General features: G+C 60.1%; 13 protein-coding genes. 10 read left to right on the forward strand and 3 right to left on the reverse strand.

The genetic code is table 11. From position 1 onward, the window contains the following. Positions 1-7 precede the first annotated feature (7 nt). The 3 genes from murJ to PLH32_13765 all read left to right on the forward strand — a co-directional run bounded on the left by murJ (position 8) and on the right by PLH32_13765 (position 6,658). A complete protein-coding gene (gene murJ / locus PLH32_13755) occupies positions 8-1,630 on the forward strand; it encodes a murein biosynthesis integral membrane protein MurJ (protein ID HQJ65672.1) in 1,623 nt (540 codons plus the stop codon). Then, positions 1,630-3,015, forward strand: a complete 1,386-nt coding sequence (locus PLH32_13760) for an MATE family efflux transporter (protein ID HQJ65673.1) — start codon at positions 1,630-1,632, stop codon at positions 3,013-3,015. The genes murJ and PLH32_13760 overlap by 1 nt, the downstream gene beginning before the upstream one ends. Positions 3,016-3,184: 169 nt before the next feature. Then, on the forward strand, positions 3,185-6,658 hold the full coding sequence (locus tag PLH32_13765) for a GDSL-type esterase/lipase family protein (protein ID HQJ65674.1): 3,474 nt from the start codon (positions 3,185-3,187) through the stop codon (positions 6,656-6,658). Positions 6,659-6,697: 39 nt separating this feature from the next. Here the strand turns inward: PLH32_13765 and PLH32_13770 are convergent, their stop codons facing one another. From PLH32_13770 to PLH32_13780, 3 genes are all read right to left on the reverse strand, one after another. After that, positions 6,698-7,888: an ATP-binding protein gene (locus PLH32_13770; GenBank protein HQJ65675.1), complete on the reverse strand. Its 1,191-nt coding sequence runs from the start codon at positions 7,886-7,888 to the stop codon at positions 6,698-6,700. Between the two features lie 205 nt (positions 7,889-8,093). Then, positions 8,094-9,065 carry an ROK family protein gene (locus PLH32_13775; GenBank protein HQJ65676.1) on the reverse strand — a complete coding sequence of 324 codons (972 nt, stop codon included), beginning with the start codon at positions 9,063-9,065 and terminating at the stop codon, positions 8,094-8,096. A 59-nt stretch (positions 9,066-9,124) separates the two neighbouring features. Continuing rightward, positions 9,125-10,318: a hypothetical protein gene (locus PLH32_13780; GenBank protein ID HQJ65677.1), complete on the reverse strand. Its 1,194-nt coding sequence runs from the start codon at positions 10,316-10,318 to the stop codon at positions 9,125-9,127. Positions 10,319-10,596: 278 nt separating this feature from the next. Here PLH32_13780 and PLH32_13785 point away from each other — a divergent pair, with 278 nt between their 5' ends. The 7 genes from PLH32_13785 to PLH32_13815 all read left to right on the forward strand — a co-directional run bounded on the left by PLH32_13785 (position 10,597) and on the right by PLH32_13815 (position 16,618). After that, entirely contained in the window at positions 10,597-11,106 is a 510-nt protein-coding gene (locus tag PLH32_13785) for a TlpA disulfide reductase family protein (protein HQJ65678.1), read from the forward strand. 30 nt (positions 11,107-11,136) lie between these two features. Next, positions 11,137-11,568 carry an OsmC family protein gene (locus tag PLH32_13790; GenBank protein HQJ65679.1) on the forward strand — a complete coding sequence of 144 codons (432 nt, stop codon included), beginning with the start codon at positions 11,137-11,139 and terminating at the stop codon, positions 11,566-11,568. A gap of 193 nt (positions 11,569-11,761) precedes the next feature. After that, entirely contained in the window at positions 11,762-12,343 is a 582-nt protein-coding gene (locus tag PLH32_13795) for a sigma-70 family RNA polymerase sigma factor (protein ID HQJ65680.1), read from the forward strand. A 97-nt stretch (positions 12,344-12,440) separates the two neighbouring features. Next, positions 12,441-13,277, forward strand: coding sequence for a CsgG/HfaB family protein (locus PLH32_13800; GenBank protein HQJ65681.1), 837 nt, complete (start codon positions 12,441-12,443; stop codon positions 13,275-13,277). 19 nt (positions 13,278-13,296) lie between these two features. Further along, positions 13,297-14,109: a hypothetical protein gene (locus tag PLH32_13805; protein ID HQJ65682.1), complete on the forward strand. Its 813-nt coding sequence runs from the start codon at positions 13,297-13,299 to the stop codon at positions 14,107-14,109. 62 nt (positions 14,110-14,171) lie between these two features. Continuing rightward, positions 14,172-15,992 (forward strand): DUF2207 domain-containing protein, encoded by a 1,821-nt coding sequence (locus PLH32_13810; GenBank protein ID HQJ65683.1) that lies wholly within the window; start codon positions 14,172-14,174, stop codon positions 15,990-15,992. Positions 15,993-16,117: 125 nt separating this feature from the next. After that, positions 16,118-16,618: a peptidylprolyl isomerase gene (locus PLH32_13815; protein ID HQJ65684.1), complete on the forward strand. Its 501-nt coding sequence runs from the start codon at positions 16,118-16,120 to the stop codon at positions 16,616-16,618. Positions 16,619-16,645: the final 27 nt, after the last annotated feature.

Consider the following 16,645-nt stretch of genomic DNA (forward strand, 5'->3'; position numbering starts at 1 on the left):
GAAGTAAGTGGCACAAATCGAAACCGACATATCCGGCGGTGCAGCTGCCCGGCCCCGTGCACCCCGCTCCGGCGGTGGCGCCATCCTCGTCGCAACGGGGGTTTTTCTGAGCCGCATCGCCGGGCTGATCCGGGATCGCGTCTTCGCCCATTTTTTCGGCAGCTCGGCGGCCGCCGACGCCTTCAAGGCGGCCTTCCGTATACCCAATTTTCTCCAGAATCTTTTTGGCGAAGGCACCCTCTCGGCCTCCTTCATCCCGGTCTATGCCCGGCTACTGGCGGAGCAAAAAGAGGAGGAGGCCGGCCGTGTGGCGGGCGCCATCGCTGCCCTCCTGGCCATCGTGGTCTCTCTGTGCGTGCTGCTGGGCATCCTCATCACGCCCTGGCTGATCGCGGTGATCGCCCCGGGATTCACAGGCGCCAAGCGCGAACTGACCATCCAGCTGGTGCGCATCCTCTTCCCCGGCGCGGGCATCCTGGTCCTCTCCTCCTGGTGTCTCGGCATCCTCAACAGTCACCGGCGATTTTTCCTCTCCTATGCCGCGCCGATCGGCTGGAATGCCGTGATGATCGCCGCGCTGCTGATCTGGGGACCGCGACGGGAGCAGTTCCCGCTGGCGGAACTCATCGCCTGGGCCTCGGTGGCCGGCAGCGGAGCCCAATTATTTCTGCAGCTGCCGATGGTCCTGCGGCTGGCGCGGCCCTTGCGCATTCGCCTCGATCTGCGCATGGCCGAGGTGCGCACCGTCGTGCACAATTTTTTTCCGGTCTTTTTTGGACGCGGCGTCATTCAGATCAGCAGCTATGTCGACGAGCTGCTGGCCAGCCTCCTGCCCACCGGCGCCTTTGCCGCCTTCAGCTACGCCCAGACGCTCTATCTCCTGCCCGTCAGCCTCTTCGGCATGTCGGTTTCGGCGGCGGAGCTGCCGGCAATGTCCAGCGCCGTCGGGGATGAAGGCGAGATCGCCGCTTTCCTCCACAAGCGCCTTAACAGCGGATTGCGCCGCATCGCCTATTTCATCATCGCCGCGGGCATGGCCTTCTTGACCCTCGGGGATGTCATCGTCGCCGCCATCTACCAGACCGGGCGCTTCGGACGCGGCGATGTGGTCTATGTCTGGGGCTGTCTCGCCGGCGCTACCGTCGGTTTGCTGGCGCAAACCCTGGGCCGGCTTTACTCCTCCACCTACTATGCCCTGCGGGACACCCGAACACCCCTGCGTTTTGCCATGGTCCGCGTTTTTCTTACAGCGACCCTGGGTTATCTATTCGCCTTGCACCTGCCCGCTTGGCTCGGGATCCAGACGCGCTGGGGCGTGGCAGGCTTGACCATCTCGGCGGGGATTGCCGGCTGGGTCGAGTTCCTGTTGCTGCGCCGCAATTTGAACCGCCGCATCGGCCGCACCGGCCTTCCCATCAGCTATACCCTGCGACTCTGGCTGGCCGCTGCACTGGCCGCTGCTGCAGGGTGGGGTCTACGCTTGCTGCTGCCAACGCTGCATCCGGTCCTTACAGCCCTCTTCGTCCTCGCTCCCTACAGCTTCCTCTATGTGGCTCTGACTTTCCTGCTGCGCGTCGCCGATCCCGAACTCCTGCGCAATCAACTCCGCCGCAGGGCGCGGGAGGCCTGATGCGCTTCGCCGGCCAATTCGCCGCGCGCTGGAAAGATGAAGGCGGGTATCGGGAGGTCATGCGGGTCGCCCTGCCCCTGATTTTCAGCACCGGGGCCTGGAGTCTACAGACCTTCATCGACCGGATCTTTCTGACCTGGTATTCGCCGGCCGCCCTGGCAGCAGCCTCCCCTTCCGGCATGGCCAATTTTACCCTGTTCAGCCTGATGATCGGTATTGCCAGCTATGTCAATACCTTTGTGGCGCAATATCATGGCGCCGGCCGGCCGGAGCGCATCGGCCGCTCGGTCTGGCAGGGGATCTATTTCAGTTTTTTTGCGCTGCTGCTGGTCCTGGCGATATGGCCGCTCACCGATGACCTCTTCCGGCTTTTCGGTCATGCGCCGGATGTGCGGGAGATGGAGATCATCTATTTCCGCATTCTGCTCCTTGGCGCCCCCGCGGTGGTAATCTCCAATGCCCTCTCGAGTTTTTTCAGCGGACTCGGCCGGACCTGGACCATCTTCTGGGTCAATTTTACCGCCACGCTGATCAATGTCGTCTTTGACTATCTGCTGATCTTCGGCAAAGCGGGATTCCCGGCGCTCGGGATCGCCGGCGCCGCCTGGGCGACGGTTGCAGCCGGCATCTTCCCGACCCTGGTTTTCATGCTGATTTTCTTTTCGCCGCGCAATGCACGGGCCTTCGGCACGCGGCGCAGCTGGCGGTTTGACCCCGGGCTTTTCCGCCGGCTGCTGCGCTTCGGGGCACCCAGCGGCCTGCAGGTGTTCCTTGAGGTTCTGGCTTTTACCATTTTTCTCGTCATCGCTGGAAAGATCGGCACAACCGAGCTCGCCGCAACCACACTGGCCTTCAACATCAACTCGCTTGCCTTCACGCCGATGCTGGGGATGATGACTGCGGTCAGCGCCCTTGTGGGACAGGCGTTGGGGAGCAGCCGCCCTGCTCTCGCGGAACGCTACACCTGGTCCGCTCTGCATATCTGTATGCTTTTTTACGTAGGCCTGAGCGTCGGCTATGTGTTGGTGCCGCAGGTGCTGCTGTGGCCTTTTTTCCGCAACGCCCGGAGTGCTGATTTCCTTGAAATCAGCCGGGTGAGTGTGATTTTGTTGCGCTTCGTAGCGTTCTACAGTCTCTTCGATGCCATGAACATGATCTTTTCGGCCGCGATCAAGGGGGCGGGGGATACCCGATATGTCGCGGTCACCACCATCCGGCTCTCCTGGCTGGTGATGGTTCTGCCCTCGCTGCTCTGGTGGTATGTGCTGCCGCCCTCCATCTACGCTCTCTGGGTCTTTGTCACCCTCTATGTCGTCGGACTGGGAATTTTATTTTACCGCCGCTTTCTGCACGGGCCATGGCGAGAGATGCGGGTGATTGAATAGCCTGGTCCACCGCGCGGCGGGATCTGCAGGAGAACGCCCAAGCCCCGGCGCCCGTTCGCCCTCCTCTTTTCCTCTCTATCCGCCCCTCCTATTAAAAAAAAACTTGTATTCTCGCGAATATTTAGTAATTTTTATCACAAAAAAAACTAACTTGACATGGAGGTGGGTAATGCAAAAATGGCTAATCTTGTGCCTAGCGGCTGTGGCGGCAGCATCCGCTCAGGATCCCGACTTCGCACCGCGTGCCTCCTCGGCCTTTTTGCATCGCTACGAAGCCGTCGCAGGCGATCCGCTCACTGAAGCTCCCGGCGAGTGGGAATCGCCCTATTTTGCGCCCGAGCGGCTGGCCTTTGAACCCGGCGTGATCGACGTCCACGTGACGATGAACCGCTATTGGCGCCTGACGCCGGCGCTTTTGGCTGAGCTCGACCATCAGAAGGGCTGGACGCTCGAGGTCCGCCTCCGCATCCTTGAGCAGACCGGGCAGCGCGGCACCCTCTCGATGGCCGTCGATGACGAGCCGGGGCAGCCCGGCGTCCTCAGCGGCCTGCAAATTCATGCCGCCCGCACCCAGTTCTGCCTTGACGGAGCGGTCGTCGACAGCAGCCGCAACGACGACGGTTTTCACACCTTCCGCATCGCCGAGGGACCGGGAAGCCGTACGGTCCATGCCTGGCGGGACGGCTGCTATCTCGGATCCACCAGTTTCCCTTACTATATGGTCAATCAGCCCAGTTTTCTACTCGTGGGCTCTTTGAGCGGACGCGTGGCCGGCTCGGCCGAGATCGACTATATTCGCTGGGACCCCACGGGGCCGTATGCGCCGGCGCAGTCCCTGCTGCTCATCAGCGAAAGCGGCTCCGTGACCCGGGTGTGCGAAAAGGGGGCGAAGAGCGATACGTTCACGGTTGTCCTCTCGCAGACGCCAGCAGCGCCGGTGGCGATCACCTTTACGCCGGGATTCGGGGCGAGCCGGGCGGAGGATATTGATTTGGGCGCTGGCCCCGGTCAGCCGCTCACGCTTCAGATCTCACCGGCCGATTGGCAGGTACCGCGTATGGTTACCGTGTCCGCAGTCGATGACACTCTGAAAGAATGGCTTCACAGCTCGATTGTTCAATGCCTGAGCCGCAGCAGCGACGCCCGCTTTGACAGCCTCGAGGAAACCCTTACGGTTTTCGTGATCGACAACGACGAGGTGGTGCGCCGGGTCGAGACCGGCGGCACTACCGAAGTGTGGGAGGAGGGCTCCACCGCCGATGTCTATACAGTCGAGTTGGGTCTGCTTCCCGATCACCCGGTGCAGCTCGCACTGTACTTCGATCCCCGGCGGCTGCGCGTCAACGAGAGCGCCGCTTCGCCCCTACTGCTCACGGTGACGCCCGCCGAAGCCGGGGTTCCCCTGCCGATCCGGGTGGCGGCCTTCGACAACAGCGATCGCGATCTGCTGAAGCGCGCCACCATCCGGCATCTCCTCACCAGTGCAGACCCTCTCTTCGACCACGCGCCGCTCCCCGACCTCCGGGTGCGCATTCATGAGAACGATACCAAACACCTCCAGGCCGAGGCTTTCACAATCCCGATGCGGGATCTCGACCAGCCCGACCGTCAGGTGGTGGTCGACCGACAGCCCGGTCAGTATTTGGGACATGTCACTACCGTCCTTCTCGCCGACAGCACCACCCTATTGGCCGTCTATCCCAAGGGTCATGGCAGTGGCATGATCGTCTACAAACGCAGTTTTGACGGCGGCGTGACCTGGAGCCGCGCGCTCGCGACGCCGCCGAGCTGGGCGACCTCCAAGGAGGTGCCGACCCTCTTCCGGATGACCGATCCGCAGGGAGTTGAGCGCCTGATCCTCTTTTCGGGGCTCTATCCGGCGCGGCGCGCTTGGTCTGCGGATAACGGCGTCACCTGGAGCGAACTGGAGCCGGTGGGAGATTGGGGGGGAATCGTCGTCATGGGCGGAGCGATCCGTCTCCGTGACGGCCGCTATATGGCGCTTTTTCATGACGACGGACGTTTTATCGCCGGCGGCGGCAAAGCCGGGGATACCTTCACGGTCTATAAAACCCTTTCGCCGGACGGCGGCTTGACCTGGAGCTATCCGGAGGCCCTGATCGAATGCGACTGGGCGGATCCCTGCGAGCCGGGCATTGTGCGCTCGCCGGACGGTAACCAGCTGCTGGTCCTGTTGCGCGAGAACAGCCGGGCCTTCAACTCGTTCTGCATCACCAGCAATGATGAGGGTGAGAGTTGGTCGCCGCTGATCGAGCTGCCGGCAGCCCTCACCGGCGATCGCCACACCGCGCAATACACCAAAGACGGCCGGCTGTTCATATCCTTTCGCGACATGGCTAAGGGCAGTCCGACCTGGGGCGACTGGGTGGGCTGGCTGGGGACCTATGAGGATATCATCCATGGCCGCGAAGGGCAGTATCGCATCCGACTCAAGAAGAATACCGGTGGTTCCGATACCGCTTATCCCGGTGTCGAATGCTTGCCCTTGGGTATGTTGGTCGTCACCACCTATGGACACTGGCTGGAGGGTGAGCAGCCCTTTATTGTCAGTACCCGATTCATGCCGCAGGAGCTGGAGCAGCGCTTCACGCCGCTGCCGGTCCAACCCTGCCGGATCGTCGTCTATGGTGATGGCACCCTCGCGCCGCAACCGCTCGGTGCCGAAATCCTGCCCGGCTATACCGGGCGGCTCGCCGGGGATCTGGACCGGATCGGGATGGCTGCCACCGTGTTCAACCGCGGTGCTGTTGGCACTACCAGCGATGCGGGGCTGCGACGCTTCCAGGAGGTGGTGCTCGCGCTCCATCCTGATCTGGTGCTCCTCCAGTTTGGCGGCGAGGACGCCCGTGTGCAATTCGGGCAGACTCCGACTGGATGGACGCCGCAGGTGCCGCTGGACCGTTTCGTCTGCAACATGACTGCGATGGTGCGGCAGCTCAAGGCGTTGGGCATCCGCCCGCTCCTGGTAACCGCTCCGCCGCTTGCGTGGGGCGACAGCACTGTGTCACGCTATGGCCTGCCGCTCACTGGTTCTCCCTTCCATACCGGAGATCCCTTCGGGCTAAATACCGTGCAAAGCCGGTACAACGCTGCCTTGCGCGAGGTGGCCGTCGCCGAAGCGGTGCAACTGGTGGATCTCTACGGCCGCTTTATCAGTTATGCCAATGTGCAAGGTAAGGAATTGACCGATCTGGTTCCGGATGGCCTCCATCCCAGCGTGACAGCAGAACGCATGATCGCCGAGGCGATCTGTGCGGTTCTGGGAGTGGCTGTGCCGGAGCAGACGGACGGCGTCAAGCCGGGGAAGAGTCAAAAGGATGCGGATGCGGGGAAGAGAGGAGAGATGAAGTTCGGACTGGAGGGTAATTATCCTAATCCCTTCAATCCAGCGACGGAGGTGGTCTTTGCGCTGCCGCAGCCGGGAGCGATCCGGCTGGAGGTTCTCGACGTGCGAGGCCGTCGGGTCAGAACCCTGGCGGAGGGGTTTTACCCGCGGGGCAGGCATCTCCTGCCCTGGAATGCGCGCGACAGTCAGGAGCGGCCGGTGGCCGCTGGCGTATATTGGGCGCGACTTTCCTCAGGCGCGGCAGTCGCGGCCCATAAAATGGTGGTGCTGCGCTAGGAAGCAGGCTGAATCGGATCGCTGCGGGGGAAGCCGGGGTCAGATGCTGAGGCCCTGGGTGAAGGAGATATCGTTGGCCACGGGCAGTGTGATCACGACCCGGGTCCCCTTGCCGACCTCGCTCTCGAGACGTATCGTCCCGTTGTGCTTTTCGACGATATCCTTGACGATGGGCAGCCCAAGACCGGTGCCCTGGCCTTCCGATTTGGTGGTATAGAAGGGCTGGAAGATTTTTTCCATGGCGTCCGCGGGAATACCGCAGCCGGTGTCGGCGATGGTGACCTCGCAGAAGGTTTTATCCTTCAGCATCCGGGTCTGGATGATGAGCCGGCCGCCGGGCTGCATGGCATGGGCCGCGTTGATTTCGAGGTTGCGGATCAACTGTTCGAGCAGGTTGCGATCGCCATACACATAACTGCTTTCGTTGCAAAGCAGGCGGTCCACCTTGAAATGTTTGAGCAACCCGGTGAGGATCAGGGTGTCGGTGGTTTCGTTGATCACGGTGTTGAGATCCATGGGCTCAAAGCGGGGTTTGGTCGGCCGGCTCAGGGAGAGGAGGTTCTTGCCGTGCAAGGCTACCTTTTCCAGGTTGGTGCAAAAGAGGTCGGCGATCTCACGGATCTTTTCATTTTCGCCGGCCATCTCCTTGAGCAGGCGGGCGTGGAGCAGCAGGCCGCCGACGAGGTTATTCAGCTCGTGGCCAATGCTGCCGGCGATGATGCCCAAGGTGGCTTGTTTCTCGGTGCGCACCAGCTGTTCGTGGGCCTGCTTGAGTTCAGTGATATCCTTGTAAATGAGCGAGACCTCCTCAACCTCGCCGTCATCGTTGGTGATTGGAGCGGCGGAGATCAGGACGTGGCGGGGTTCGCCCTCCTTGGTGTAGCGCATGGCCTCGAGACTTTTCAGCACGATGCCCTGGAGGACCTGGGAAGAGAGACGGGCAGCTTCCTGCGAGACCCCGTTCTTGGCAATGAGGGTGTCAATCGGTTTACCGACCGCTTCTTCCTCGCTGTAGCCGAAGATGGCGGTTGCCCCCTTGTTCCATGAAGTAACGTGTGTATCTTTGGACATGGTGATGATGGCGTCGGCCGCGAATTCGACGATATAGCGGTAGCGCTGTTCCGATTCACGCAGCTCGTTGATCATCTTCCAGACCAGGCTCTGCAGGGTCTCGGAGATTTCGTTCAGCTGAAGGGTATATTCCTGGGTCTTTTGGTCTTTGGCATTCATAAGAGTGCTCACAAGAAATTCTCTACCTAAGATACTAAAAATAAACCACAACTGCAACAAGTATGTCGATTCGCCGGGGAGGGGTTACTGCGTTGGAATATAGAGAGTAGGGACGAAGACCCCCGGATGCGTAAAAGGTGCCGGGCGGTGTGCAGGATGCACACCGCCCCGGCTCGGCCGAAACGAAAAATGCTGAGGCGGGTGGTTAACGAAGATGAGACCAGGCGAGGACTGCAGCGCCGAGGACGCCTGAGTCGTCCTTGAGGGCGGCGGGGGTAATGCGCACATTGCGGGAGGCGATCTTGAAGCAGTTCTTCACCGCTGTTTCGCGCGCGCGATCGACATAGAGGTCGCCGAGAGCCTCGACGACACCGCCGCCGATCACCACCACCTCCGGATTGAAAATATTGAGCATGCCCGCGGTGGCGTAACCGAGGTATTCGGCGGAACGGTTGATGGCCGGGACCACGGCCGCGTCGTTTGCCATATAGGCTTCGAGCAGGCGCCGGCTGCGGATGGGTCCCGTTTCGGCGCCTTCCAGCACAGCGGAGGGGGTGCCGGCGTCAATCGCGGCGCGGATCGTCCGTTCGATGGCTGTACGGCTGGCGAAGGCCTCCAGACAGCCCTTGTTGCCGCAGCCGCAGGCCGGGCCCTGGGGATCGAGGATGACATGACCCAGTTCACCGGCATTTTCGTTGAAGCCGTGCAACAGCTTGCCCCCGATGATGATGCCTCCGCCGATCCCGGTGCCGATAAAAAAGCCCACCACATCCCGCGCGCCTTGTGCGGCGCCGTAGGTATACTCACCCAGCAAACCAACGTTGCAATCGTTATCGACATAAACCGGCTTTTTCAGCAGCTTTTTGAGCTCCTTACGCAACGGTGCTTCTCTCCAGGCAAGGTTGGGGGTCTCAATGATCATGCCCTGCTTCAGGTCGAGGGGGCCGGGGGAGCCCACCCCGATGCCCCGGATCGCCTCCCAGGGGATGCCGGCGGCGGTTGCAGCAGCCTGCGCGCAAACGGCCATCCGGGCAACAGTCGTATGGAAACCGAGCTCCGCTTTGGTTTTTTTTCGCTCGCTGCCAAGGATTTTCCCTTTGCGGTCGATCACCGCGGCATAGATTTTGGTCCCACCCAGATCGATGCCGATGACGAAATCTTTTTTATCCTTGCCCATGGTTCCATCCTGACGGTTGTTGGCGCTGCAGCCGGCTTCGGAGCTCGCCCGGCCGCTGGCTAATCGATGCGATAGGTGATGCCAGGCTCGAGCATTTCGGCGATACTCAAGCCGACGAATCCGGTGCTGATCGAGAGTTCGAAAACCCCGTATCGCTGCAAATTTCCGGGGGTGAGGAAGAACCGGTAGTTGCGTTCGAGGCTCGCTAGCACCATGGGTTCGGGAGAGATTTCGTTATAATAGAGGACGATCAGATTGACGGCTCCCTGGCTGCGCTGCTGGTCCTCGCTGCGCAGCTTGCCCCAGAGGCCTTGCCCGTTCTGCTGGTTGAGAAGCCAGTTGACGTTGCGGTTGATCGAGGAGGCAATCGCCGTGCGCATCGCCTCATGGGGGGTACGGCGGTAGAGGCCAATAAGGCCGTCGCTGACGTAGCTCAAGGTATTGATCGGCCACTCTTCATGGAGACGGCCCTCGATGGTATAGGGCATGTGTCCATCGGGGGCGCTTTTTTTGAGAAGCCAGGTGCCGGCCGCCTCGGCAATTTCGAGATAGTCAGGATCACGGGTGAGGCCGTAGAGCGCCGAGAAAAAGCCGCATCCGGTCACGGAGGTGGCGATGGTGTAAGGAGCGATTGCCAGTTTGCCCTTGTAGTAACCGGTGCCGAGAGCCCCGCGATCCGGGCCTTCGGTGATGACCCAGCCGGGCGAACCACCACGCCCTTGACCCTGGGGGTCGTCCGCGCAGCCGAAACGCACAAAGGCGGCATAGCGCTGCAAGGCTTGAAGATAGGCCTGGCGCCGCGGCCCTGTGGCGAAGCGGACCGCACCGGCCAGAGCCGTGGCTGAGGTCCCGGCATCGCCTAGATAGATGTTTGCGGCAGGAGAAAAATCACCCCACCAGCCGACCGAATCACCCCTGGAGGAGACCGTCACCTGTTGCAGGGCGACGAGGCGGTCGAACCAGGCCAGGGCCTCCTCAAGATAGGCCTCCCCGCCATGGAGCTGGTACCCCGCAAGCAGGACGCGGGCGAGGTTGCTGTTGATAAAGATCGAAGTCCGGCGTTTTTCCTGGATCTTGAGTTCACCGGTGCGCAGCCCGACCTGAATAGCCCAGTCACCGATCTCGCGCAGAATCCGGGTCAGCTCTTCGCGTACGGCCGGGCTGGTCAGCACCGGCGTCGATTGCGCGCCACTATCACTGGTGACCAGCAAAAGGGCAGTGGTTGCCATCGTCCGGATCCAAGCGGTTCTCATATCGATTCCTTTCTTCTGACCTTGCTGCCCGGAGTGGCCCTGCAGCTCCGGGCAGTACTATTCACAGCAGCACTGAACCCTGCAAAGTTATTAAATCAGGGTCTTAAAAACAAGAAAATAGTACGAAAACCGCTCCGCACTGCCCCGGCATGAAACTTTCGGATGATTGCGGCATCTAAATAAAACACAAGGCGGGCAGCGAACGCTGCATGCCCTGATCAATTCTCTCAGCGAACGACCCGTTGATAAAAACAGCACGAACCGATATTGGAGGCGAGATGAAAAAGCAGATTGTATTGGCCCTGGCGGCATTGATTCTGGGCGCTGGCGTACAAACCGGATGCACCCAGCAGAGGGATAAAAATACATCCCTGAAAAAAGCCCCGGCCTTTGAACTGATGAGTACCGAGGGGAAAAAAATCACCCTGGCCGATTACCGCGGCAAGGTGGTGATTGTCGATTTCTGGGATACCTGGTGTCCTCCGTGCCGTATGGAGATTCCCCATTTCATCGAACTCTATTCCCAATACAAGAGCAAGGGATTCGAGATGCTTGGCGTCGTTCTGGGACGCGAAGGCAAGCAAAAGGTGCTGGATTTCATCCAATCCAACAAGATCAATTACACCAACGCCTATTCAACCGATGCCTTCCTTGACGCCTATGGTCCGATCGACGGTATCCCTACGACGTTTGTCATCGACCAGCAGGGGCGGATCTACAAATCCTATACCGGCTATCGCGACAAATCGGTGTTCGAAGGCGATATCAAGGCGCTGCTTAAACTTTAAGGCCGGCTGCGGTGACGCGGGAGATGAGAGATGCAAGCCATTATCAAACGGATCGCCGGGCTGAGTCTAGCCGGCAAGGCCGATTCTGACCATTGGGTGAGCATGGATACCAGCCTGGCTGGCGGCGGCAACGAAGCTGGCGCCAGTCCGATGGAGTTGGTGTTGATAGCGCTCGGAGGCTGTACCTCGATGGATGTGCTCTCGATCCTGGCTAAAAAGCGCGTTACTCTCCAGGAATACGAATGTCAGGTCGAGGCGGAGCGCGCCGAGGAACATCCCAGGATCTTTACGCGGATCCATATCCGGTTTATCTTTTATGGCGATAATATTCCTGTCGAGGCGGTCGAGCGCGCCATCGCCCTCTCTAATGAAAAGTATTGCTCTGTTTCGGCGATGCTGCGCAAGGCGGCCGAAGTGCGGGTGGAGTACGATATCCGGCCCGGAAAGGAGGGCCGGCGCTAAACCGCAGTCTCGCCGCGCCGCCGCCCTTGCGGCTGGTGGCTTTTCTTCCCTGATTGCCCCCTTGGACGCCGCCGGGACACCCTCCCGGCGGCGTTTTCCTGCAATAAAACTCTTGATACTCTATAAGATAATGGTTAAGTTGTAGCCATCCTCGCCCCCGGGGCGAATCCGTTTGGAACCCAGCGAGCAAACCATGAACCAGGCACAAGAGAGCGAGACCGCCCTGGTGGCCCGGGCGGTCAACGGCGACCACGAAGCCATGACCCGGATTGTCACACAGAATGAGCGCATGGTTTACAACACGGCCCTGCGCCTGCTCACCGATCCGGTCGAGGCCGAATGTGTCTTGCAGGAGACCTTCCTCAAGGTTGTTCAGGCGCTCCCTGAATTCAAGGGCGGCTCGTCGCTCTCGACCTGGATTTTCCGAATCGCCACCAACTATGCCCTGATGCGGCTGCGCTCGCGCAAAAAGGAGGGGGGCTCTCTGGATGAGGCCGAGAGCCGGGTGAGTCAGGAGGCGCTCGAAGCCTTCAATCGCTCCGTCGGCAACAATCCCCTTCAAGCCATCATGAACCAGGAACTGCGCCAGGCGATGGAGGCCGCGATCGCCGCGTTGCCCGCAAAATTCCGCTCGGTCTTTGTTCTCAAGGATATCGAAGGATTCTCTCTCAAGGAGATCGCTGAAATGCTCGGCCTCTCGCTCGCCGCCGTCAAAACCAATCTGCACCGTGCCCGCCTTTTCCTCCGCGATCGTTTGGCGGAATACAGCCACTGAGCGACCTGTTAATAAAAATAGGCCTTGACAAATAGGGCTTCCCTGAGTACATTGAATTATTAACCATGCGACTTTTCACGCGCCTTTGAGGGTAGATATGAATAAGGCCTTTGCACTCTTCCTGCTGCTCGGGATCGTTTGCCAACCCAACCTGCTGCACCCCCAAGCCAAACCCACTATTGCAGTGCTCACGCTCGAGGCCAAGAATGTTGGCCAAGAGACCGCCGACGCGGTGTCGGATATCCTCAGCACTGAACTCTTCAATTCGCAGCGGTTCAAGGTGATCGAACGCCAGGCTATTCTGCGGATACTCGACGAGCAAAAGCTGCAAATGACCGGGGTGACCGACATGAGCCAGGCGGTCGAGATCGGCAAGATCCTCAATGTGGAGAAGATCCTGATCGGCAGCGTCAGCCGGCTGGGTGACAACTATATCATCAATACGCGCCTCGTCAATGTCAAGACCGGAGCGCTCGAGCTGGCCCAGAATGCCACCAGCAAACGGGGGGAAGAGGGTTTGACCGAGGCGATCAATGATCTGGTCGCCAAGATGAGCGAAAAGATACAGGTCGAGGGCTCCGTGATCCGCATCAAAGGGGAGGTGATTCTGGTCGATCTTGGCCTAAATCACGGTGTGGCCGAGGGTCAGGAACTCAGCGTGGTCCGGCTAGGCGATGTCGTCACCGATCTGGGCGGCACCGTGATCGGCCAGGCGGAGGATAGAATCGGCACACTCCTGCTCACAGCGGTGAAGGCCGACTATTCGGAGGCCCGGGTCGGGATGGTTAAGCTGCCCTTCAGGGTGGGCGACAAGGTACGCGTGGCCGCTGCTATAGTGGAGACGACGCCGGAAAAACCGGTGGTCCGCAAGAAAGAGAAACCAAAAAAAGAGGGCGATCAGGGGAAAGCGGTCGATACGCCCCCCGTTTTTTAAACCAACAGGAGGGAGTCGTATGAAACAAACGTTTCTACTGGTGGCCGGACTGCTCCTGCTCTTGACGGCAGGCCTCAGCTTGGCTCAGACCAAGACCACCTACACGGTCGGTGCCGGGATGTGGATGCCCGCCTATTCCTGGGTTTACACCGGCAACGAGAGCGGGATGGATGATTATGAACTGGGCAATGGCTCTTATTTCGGACCCTATCTGGCCGTCAATTCCGGCCGCTGGAATTTCGGCGCCTCGATGCTCATCGGTACCCTCAAGGCCGATGATCAGGAATATGCCTGGCAAGGCCTGGAGGCCAAACGGACCGATCTTAACTTCACCCTGGGTTACCGTCTCATCAGCACCACCTCCCTCAGCGGCAACGCCTTTATAGGCCTAAAATACCTCAAGGAAGACCAAACCGCCGACTCCTGGTACTGGACAGGCTATAGCGTCGACACCGGGGATTACATCGACTGGTACGACAAGTATGATGCGACGGTCTCGGGCGCCATGTACGGGGCGGGTGTTTCGCTGGTGGTCCCTTTTGGCGGTTCCAATCTCTACGCCTACGGCTCCATGGCCTATCTTCTCGGGACCTTGAAAACCGAGAATAACCTCAAATCCACCGATGTCAATCCCAACGGCTACTCCTCGTGGGACACTGAAGACGATACCCATCTTTTCGCCCTGACGCTGGGCATGGGGTACCGCTTCCCGAGTGGATTCGGGCTCAATCTCGGTTATCGTGGCGACCTCTATGGGAATGAGGCTTCGGACGAATTCGAGTATGCGCAGCGGCTGGCCGGCCTGGTGCTGAATGCCTCCTATACTTTTTAAGGAGGTCTGACTTGACACTTAAAGCCTGCCTCGAGCAGGCTTATTTATATCCGGAGGAACTGATGAACCTTCTGATGCCGCGCCATCCGGATCTCCTGCGGCTGCTGCTCCTGATCCTGGCTCTGGCCGGACCGGTGCGCGCGGCTCAATCCTACCGCATCGGTCCGGTTGAGATCGAGGCTTGGCTGGATGATGCCGGCGGGCTGACCGTGGAAGAGCGGCGGACCTACGATTTCACCGGGTCGTTCCATTATGCCTACCGTTCGCTGCCGCTGCGCGAGGGTGTGCATTACGGCGATTTTGCCGTCTTCGAGGGCGGTCAGGCCTTCATCGAGAAACCGGCAAAGGATCCGGGCTGCTTCGCAGTCCGCGAAGAGAAACAGGCCTTGGAGGTGCGCTGGTATTTCAGTGCCCGCAATGAAAAACGAACCTTTGTCTTTCGTTATCGCGTGATGGGTGCGGTGGCTCGCCATGAAGATGCGGCGGTTTTATATTACCAGTTCATTGGAACCGACTGGAGCCATAAGCAGAGCGATGTGACCCTGATCCTGCATCCACCGCAGGAGGGAGAGGAAGGGAAGGTACTGCACTGGCTGCATGGACCGCTCTGGGCCCGATCGGCCATTCAGCCCTCCGGGCGGATAACAGCCCTTTGTGCGGAGCTGCCGGCGCGGACCTATCTGGAGGTACGCGCGCTTTATCCGCCGGCGTGGTTCGCGGGCATGGCGGTTGCGGACGGTACGGTCCGCCCCGGCATCCTGGATGAGGAAGAACGCTGGGCGGCGGAGGCCAACCGCCTACGCAGCGCTGAAAAGGAAAAACAGGCGATGCGGCACGAACGCAGCCGCCAGGGCGTCTATTATGCGGGCTTTCTGGCCGTGATCGGTGTTGCGGCCTGGTGGTATTTTTACCGCCTCTACGGCAAGCGTCCGGCGGTGCATGAATACATCCCGGCCCAGAGTCCGGATATTCCGGATGAAACGCCGCCCGCTCTGGTTAGCTATCTGCTGACGATGCAGATGGTCACTGGTGGCGCCTTGCAGGCGACTCTATACGATCTGGCGCGGCGCGGTTTCCTGCGGATTTCGGCTGTAGAGCCGGAAAAGCGCAACCGATTCTTCGGGGCGAAGCAGGACTATCTGCTCGAGTTGCAGACCGAGGTTTTGCGGCAGCGCCGGCAGGAGTTGATGGTATACGAGTCCGATTTGCTCGATTTTCTCTTCCGGGAGTTGTCCGGGGGCGAACCGCGGCTGCGCATGCACGACATTGGCAAGCAGGCTCACAAGATGGCGAGTTTTTTCCGGGGCTGGCAAAAATCCGTTAGTAAAATGGCCGAGAGTCGCGGCTATTATGACAAGCGGAGCGAGCACGGTATGTACCGCGCGATGCTCGTTTTTGGCGTGGGCATCCTGGTGAGTTTGCTGCTGCTGATCTGGTACGCACCCTGGCCGGGGGCCGCTGCGGGCCTCTTTTTTATCCTGCTCATCGGGGCGGTCGCCATCCGGCATCGCACAGAGGAGGGGGAGGTGCAGTTCCGGCGCTGGAAAGCGCTCTCCCGCTATCTCCGCCGCGGCCGTTTTGAGCAGTCGGAGCGCGCCTCCCTGCTTGGCAACATCGACCGCTACATGGTCTACGCATCGGCTTTAGGTGCGGGGCCGAGGCACTATCGGGCGCTGGCTGAGGTGATCCCCGTTGATCAGAGCGCCCATTACATCCCCTGGTTCGTATACTCAGCCGGCGGTCCTGGAGCAGCCGCGCCGGTCGCCTTCGCCCAGGCGTTTGCTGCGATGACAACGACGATGAGTTCTTCCGGCGGCATCGGCGGTGGCGCGAGCGCTGGAGGAGGGGGCGGAGCGGGAGGTGGTGGGGGTGGTGCAGGTTGAGTCCATTCAGCCGGAGCAGGGCTTGCCCTGGACCGGCTGTTTTTTGCTTTGGTTATTCCTTTTTTTTATGTATAATGTAGTCAATTAATTGGCGTTGCCACATCATCGAGACCACGGAGGTTATTGTGCCTATACCGAACGATCAGGTTGTCACGGTTCATTACACGCTCACCGATAGCGACGGGAATCTGCTGGATACCACCTATGATGAAGATCCCCTGGAATTCATCTCCGGCGCCGAGCAAATCCTCGCCAAGCTGGAAGACGAGATTCTCACGATGCCGATGAAGAGCAAGAAGAAAGTCGTCCTCCGGCCGGATGAGGCCTATGGCGATTACGATCCTGAGGACATTCAGGTCGTCCAGCGCAACGAGCTGCCCGATGACATCGAACTGGAGATTGGCGCCGAGCTGCTGGCGGAAGTGGATGAGAATGATGAAGAGGATGAGGACGAGCAGCTATCCTGTTTCATCAGCAAAATCGACGGCGACCAGATCACCCTCGATTTCAACCATCCTCTCGCCGGGAAGACCCTGCACTTCGATGTGGAACTGATCGGCGTCCGACCGGCAACTCCGGCGGAACTCGAACACGGACATGTCCATGGCGAGGATTTCGAGGAGTAGCCGATGCTGCTTCTGCGACCGGGCGCG

The organism is bacterium (genome assembly GCA_035419245.1).
In the GTDB taxonomy this organism is placed as follows: Bacteria; Zhuqueibacterota; Zhuqueibacteria; order Residuimicrobiales; family Residuimicrobiaceae; genus JAKPUX01.

What these genes read in the sequence shown, in the direction of transcription:
- PLH32_13760 (HQJ65673.1), top strand. Translation starts at nt 1,630, where the DNA reads ATGCGCTTCGCCGGCCAATTCGCCGCGCGCTGGAAAGATGAAGGCGGG.
- PLH32_13765 (HQJ65674.1), top strand. Translation starts at nt 3,185, where the DNA reads ATGCAAAAATGGCTAATCTTGTGCCTAGCGGCTGTGGCGGCAGCATCC.
- PLH32_13770 (HQJ65675.1), bottom strand. Translation starts at nt 7,888, where the DNA reads ATGAATGCCAAAGACCAAAAGACCCAGGAATATACCCTTCAGCTGAAC.
- PLH32_13775 (HQJ65676.1), bottom strand. Translation starts at nt 9,065, where the DNA reads ATGGGCAAGGATAAAAAAGATTTCGTCATCGGCATCGATCTGGGTGGG.
- PLH32_13780 (HQJ65677.1), bottom strand. Translation starts at nt 10,318, where the DNA reads ATGAGAACCGCTTGGATCCGGACGATGGCAACCACTGCCCTTTTGCTG.
- PLH32_13785 (HQJ65678.1), top strand. Translation starts at nt 10,597, where the DNA reads ATGAAAAAGCAGATTGTATTGGCCCTGGCGGCATTGATTCTGGGCGCT.
- PLH32_13790 (HQJ65679.1), top strand. Translation starts at nt 11,137, where the DNA reads ATGCAAGCCATTATCAAACGGATCGCCGGGCTGAGTCTAGCCGGCAAG.
- PLH32_13795 (HQJ65680.1), top strand. Translation starts at nt 11,762, where the DNA reads ATGAACCAGGCACAAGAGAGCGAGACCGCCCTGGTGGCCCGGGCGGTC.
- PLH32_13800 (HQJ65681.1), top strand. Translation starts at nt 12,441, where the DNA reads ATGAATAAGGCCTTTGCACTCTTCCTGCTGCTCGGGATCGTTTGCCAA.
- PLH32_13805 (HQJ65682.1), top strand. Translation starts at nt 13,297, where the DNA reads ATGAAACAAACGTTTCTACTGGTGGCCGGACTGCTCCTGCTCTTGACG.
- PLH32_13810 (HQJ65683.1), top strand. Translation starts at nt 14,172, where the DNA reads ATGAACCTTCTGATGCCGCGCCATCCGGATCTCCTGCGGCTGCTGCTC.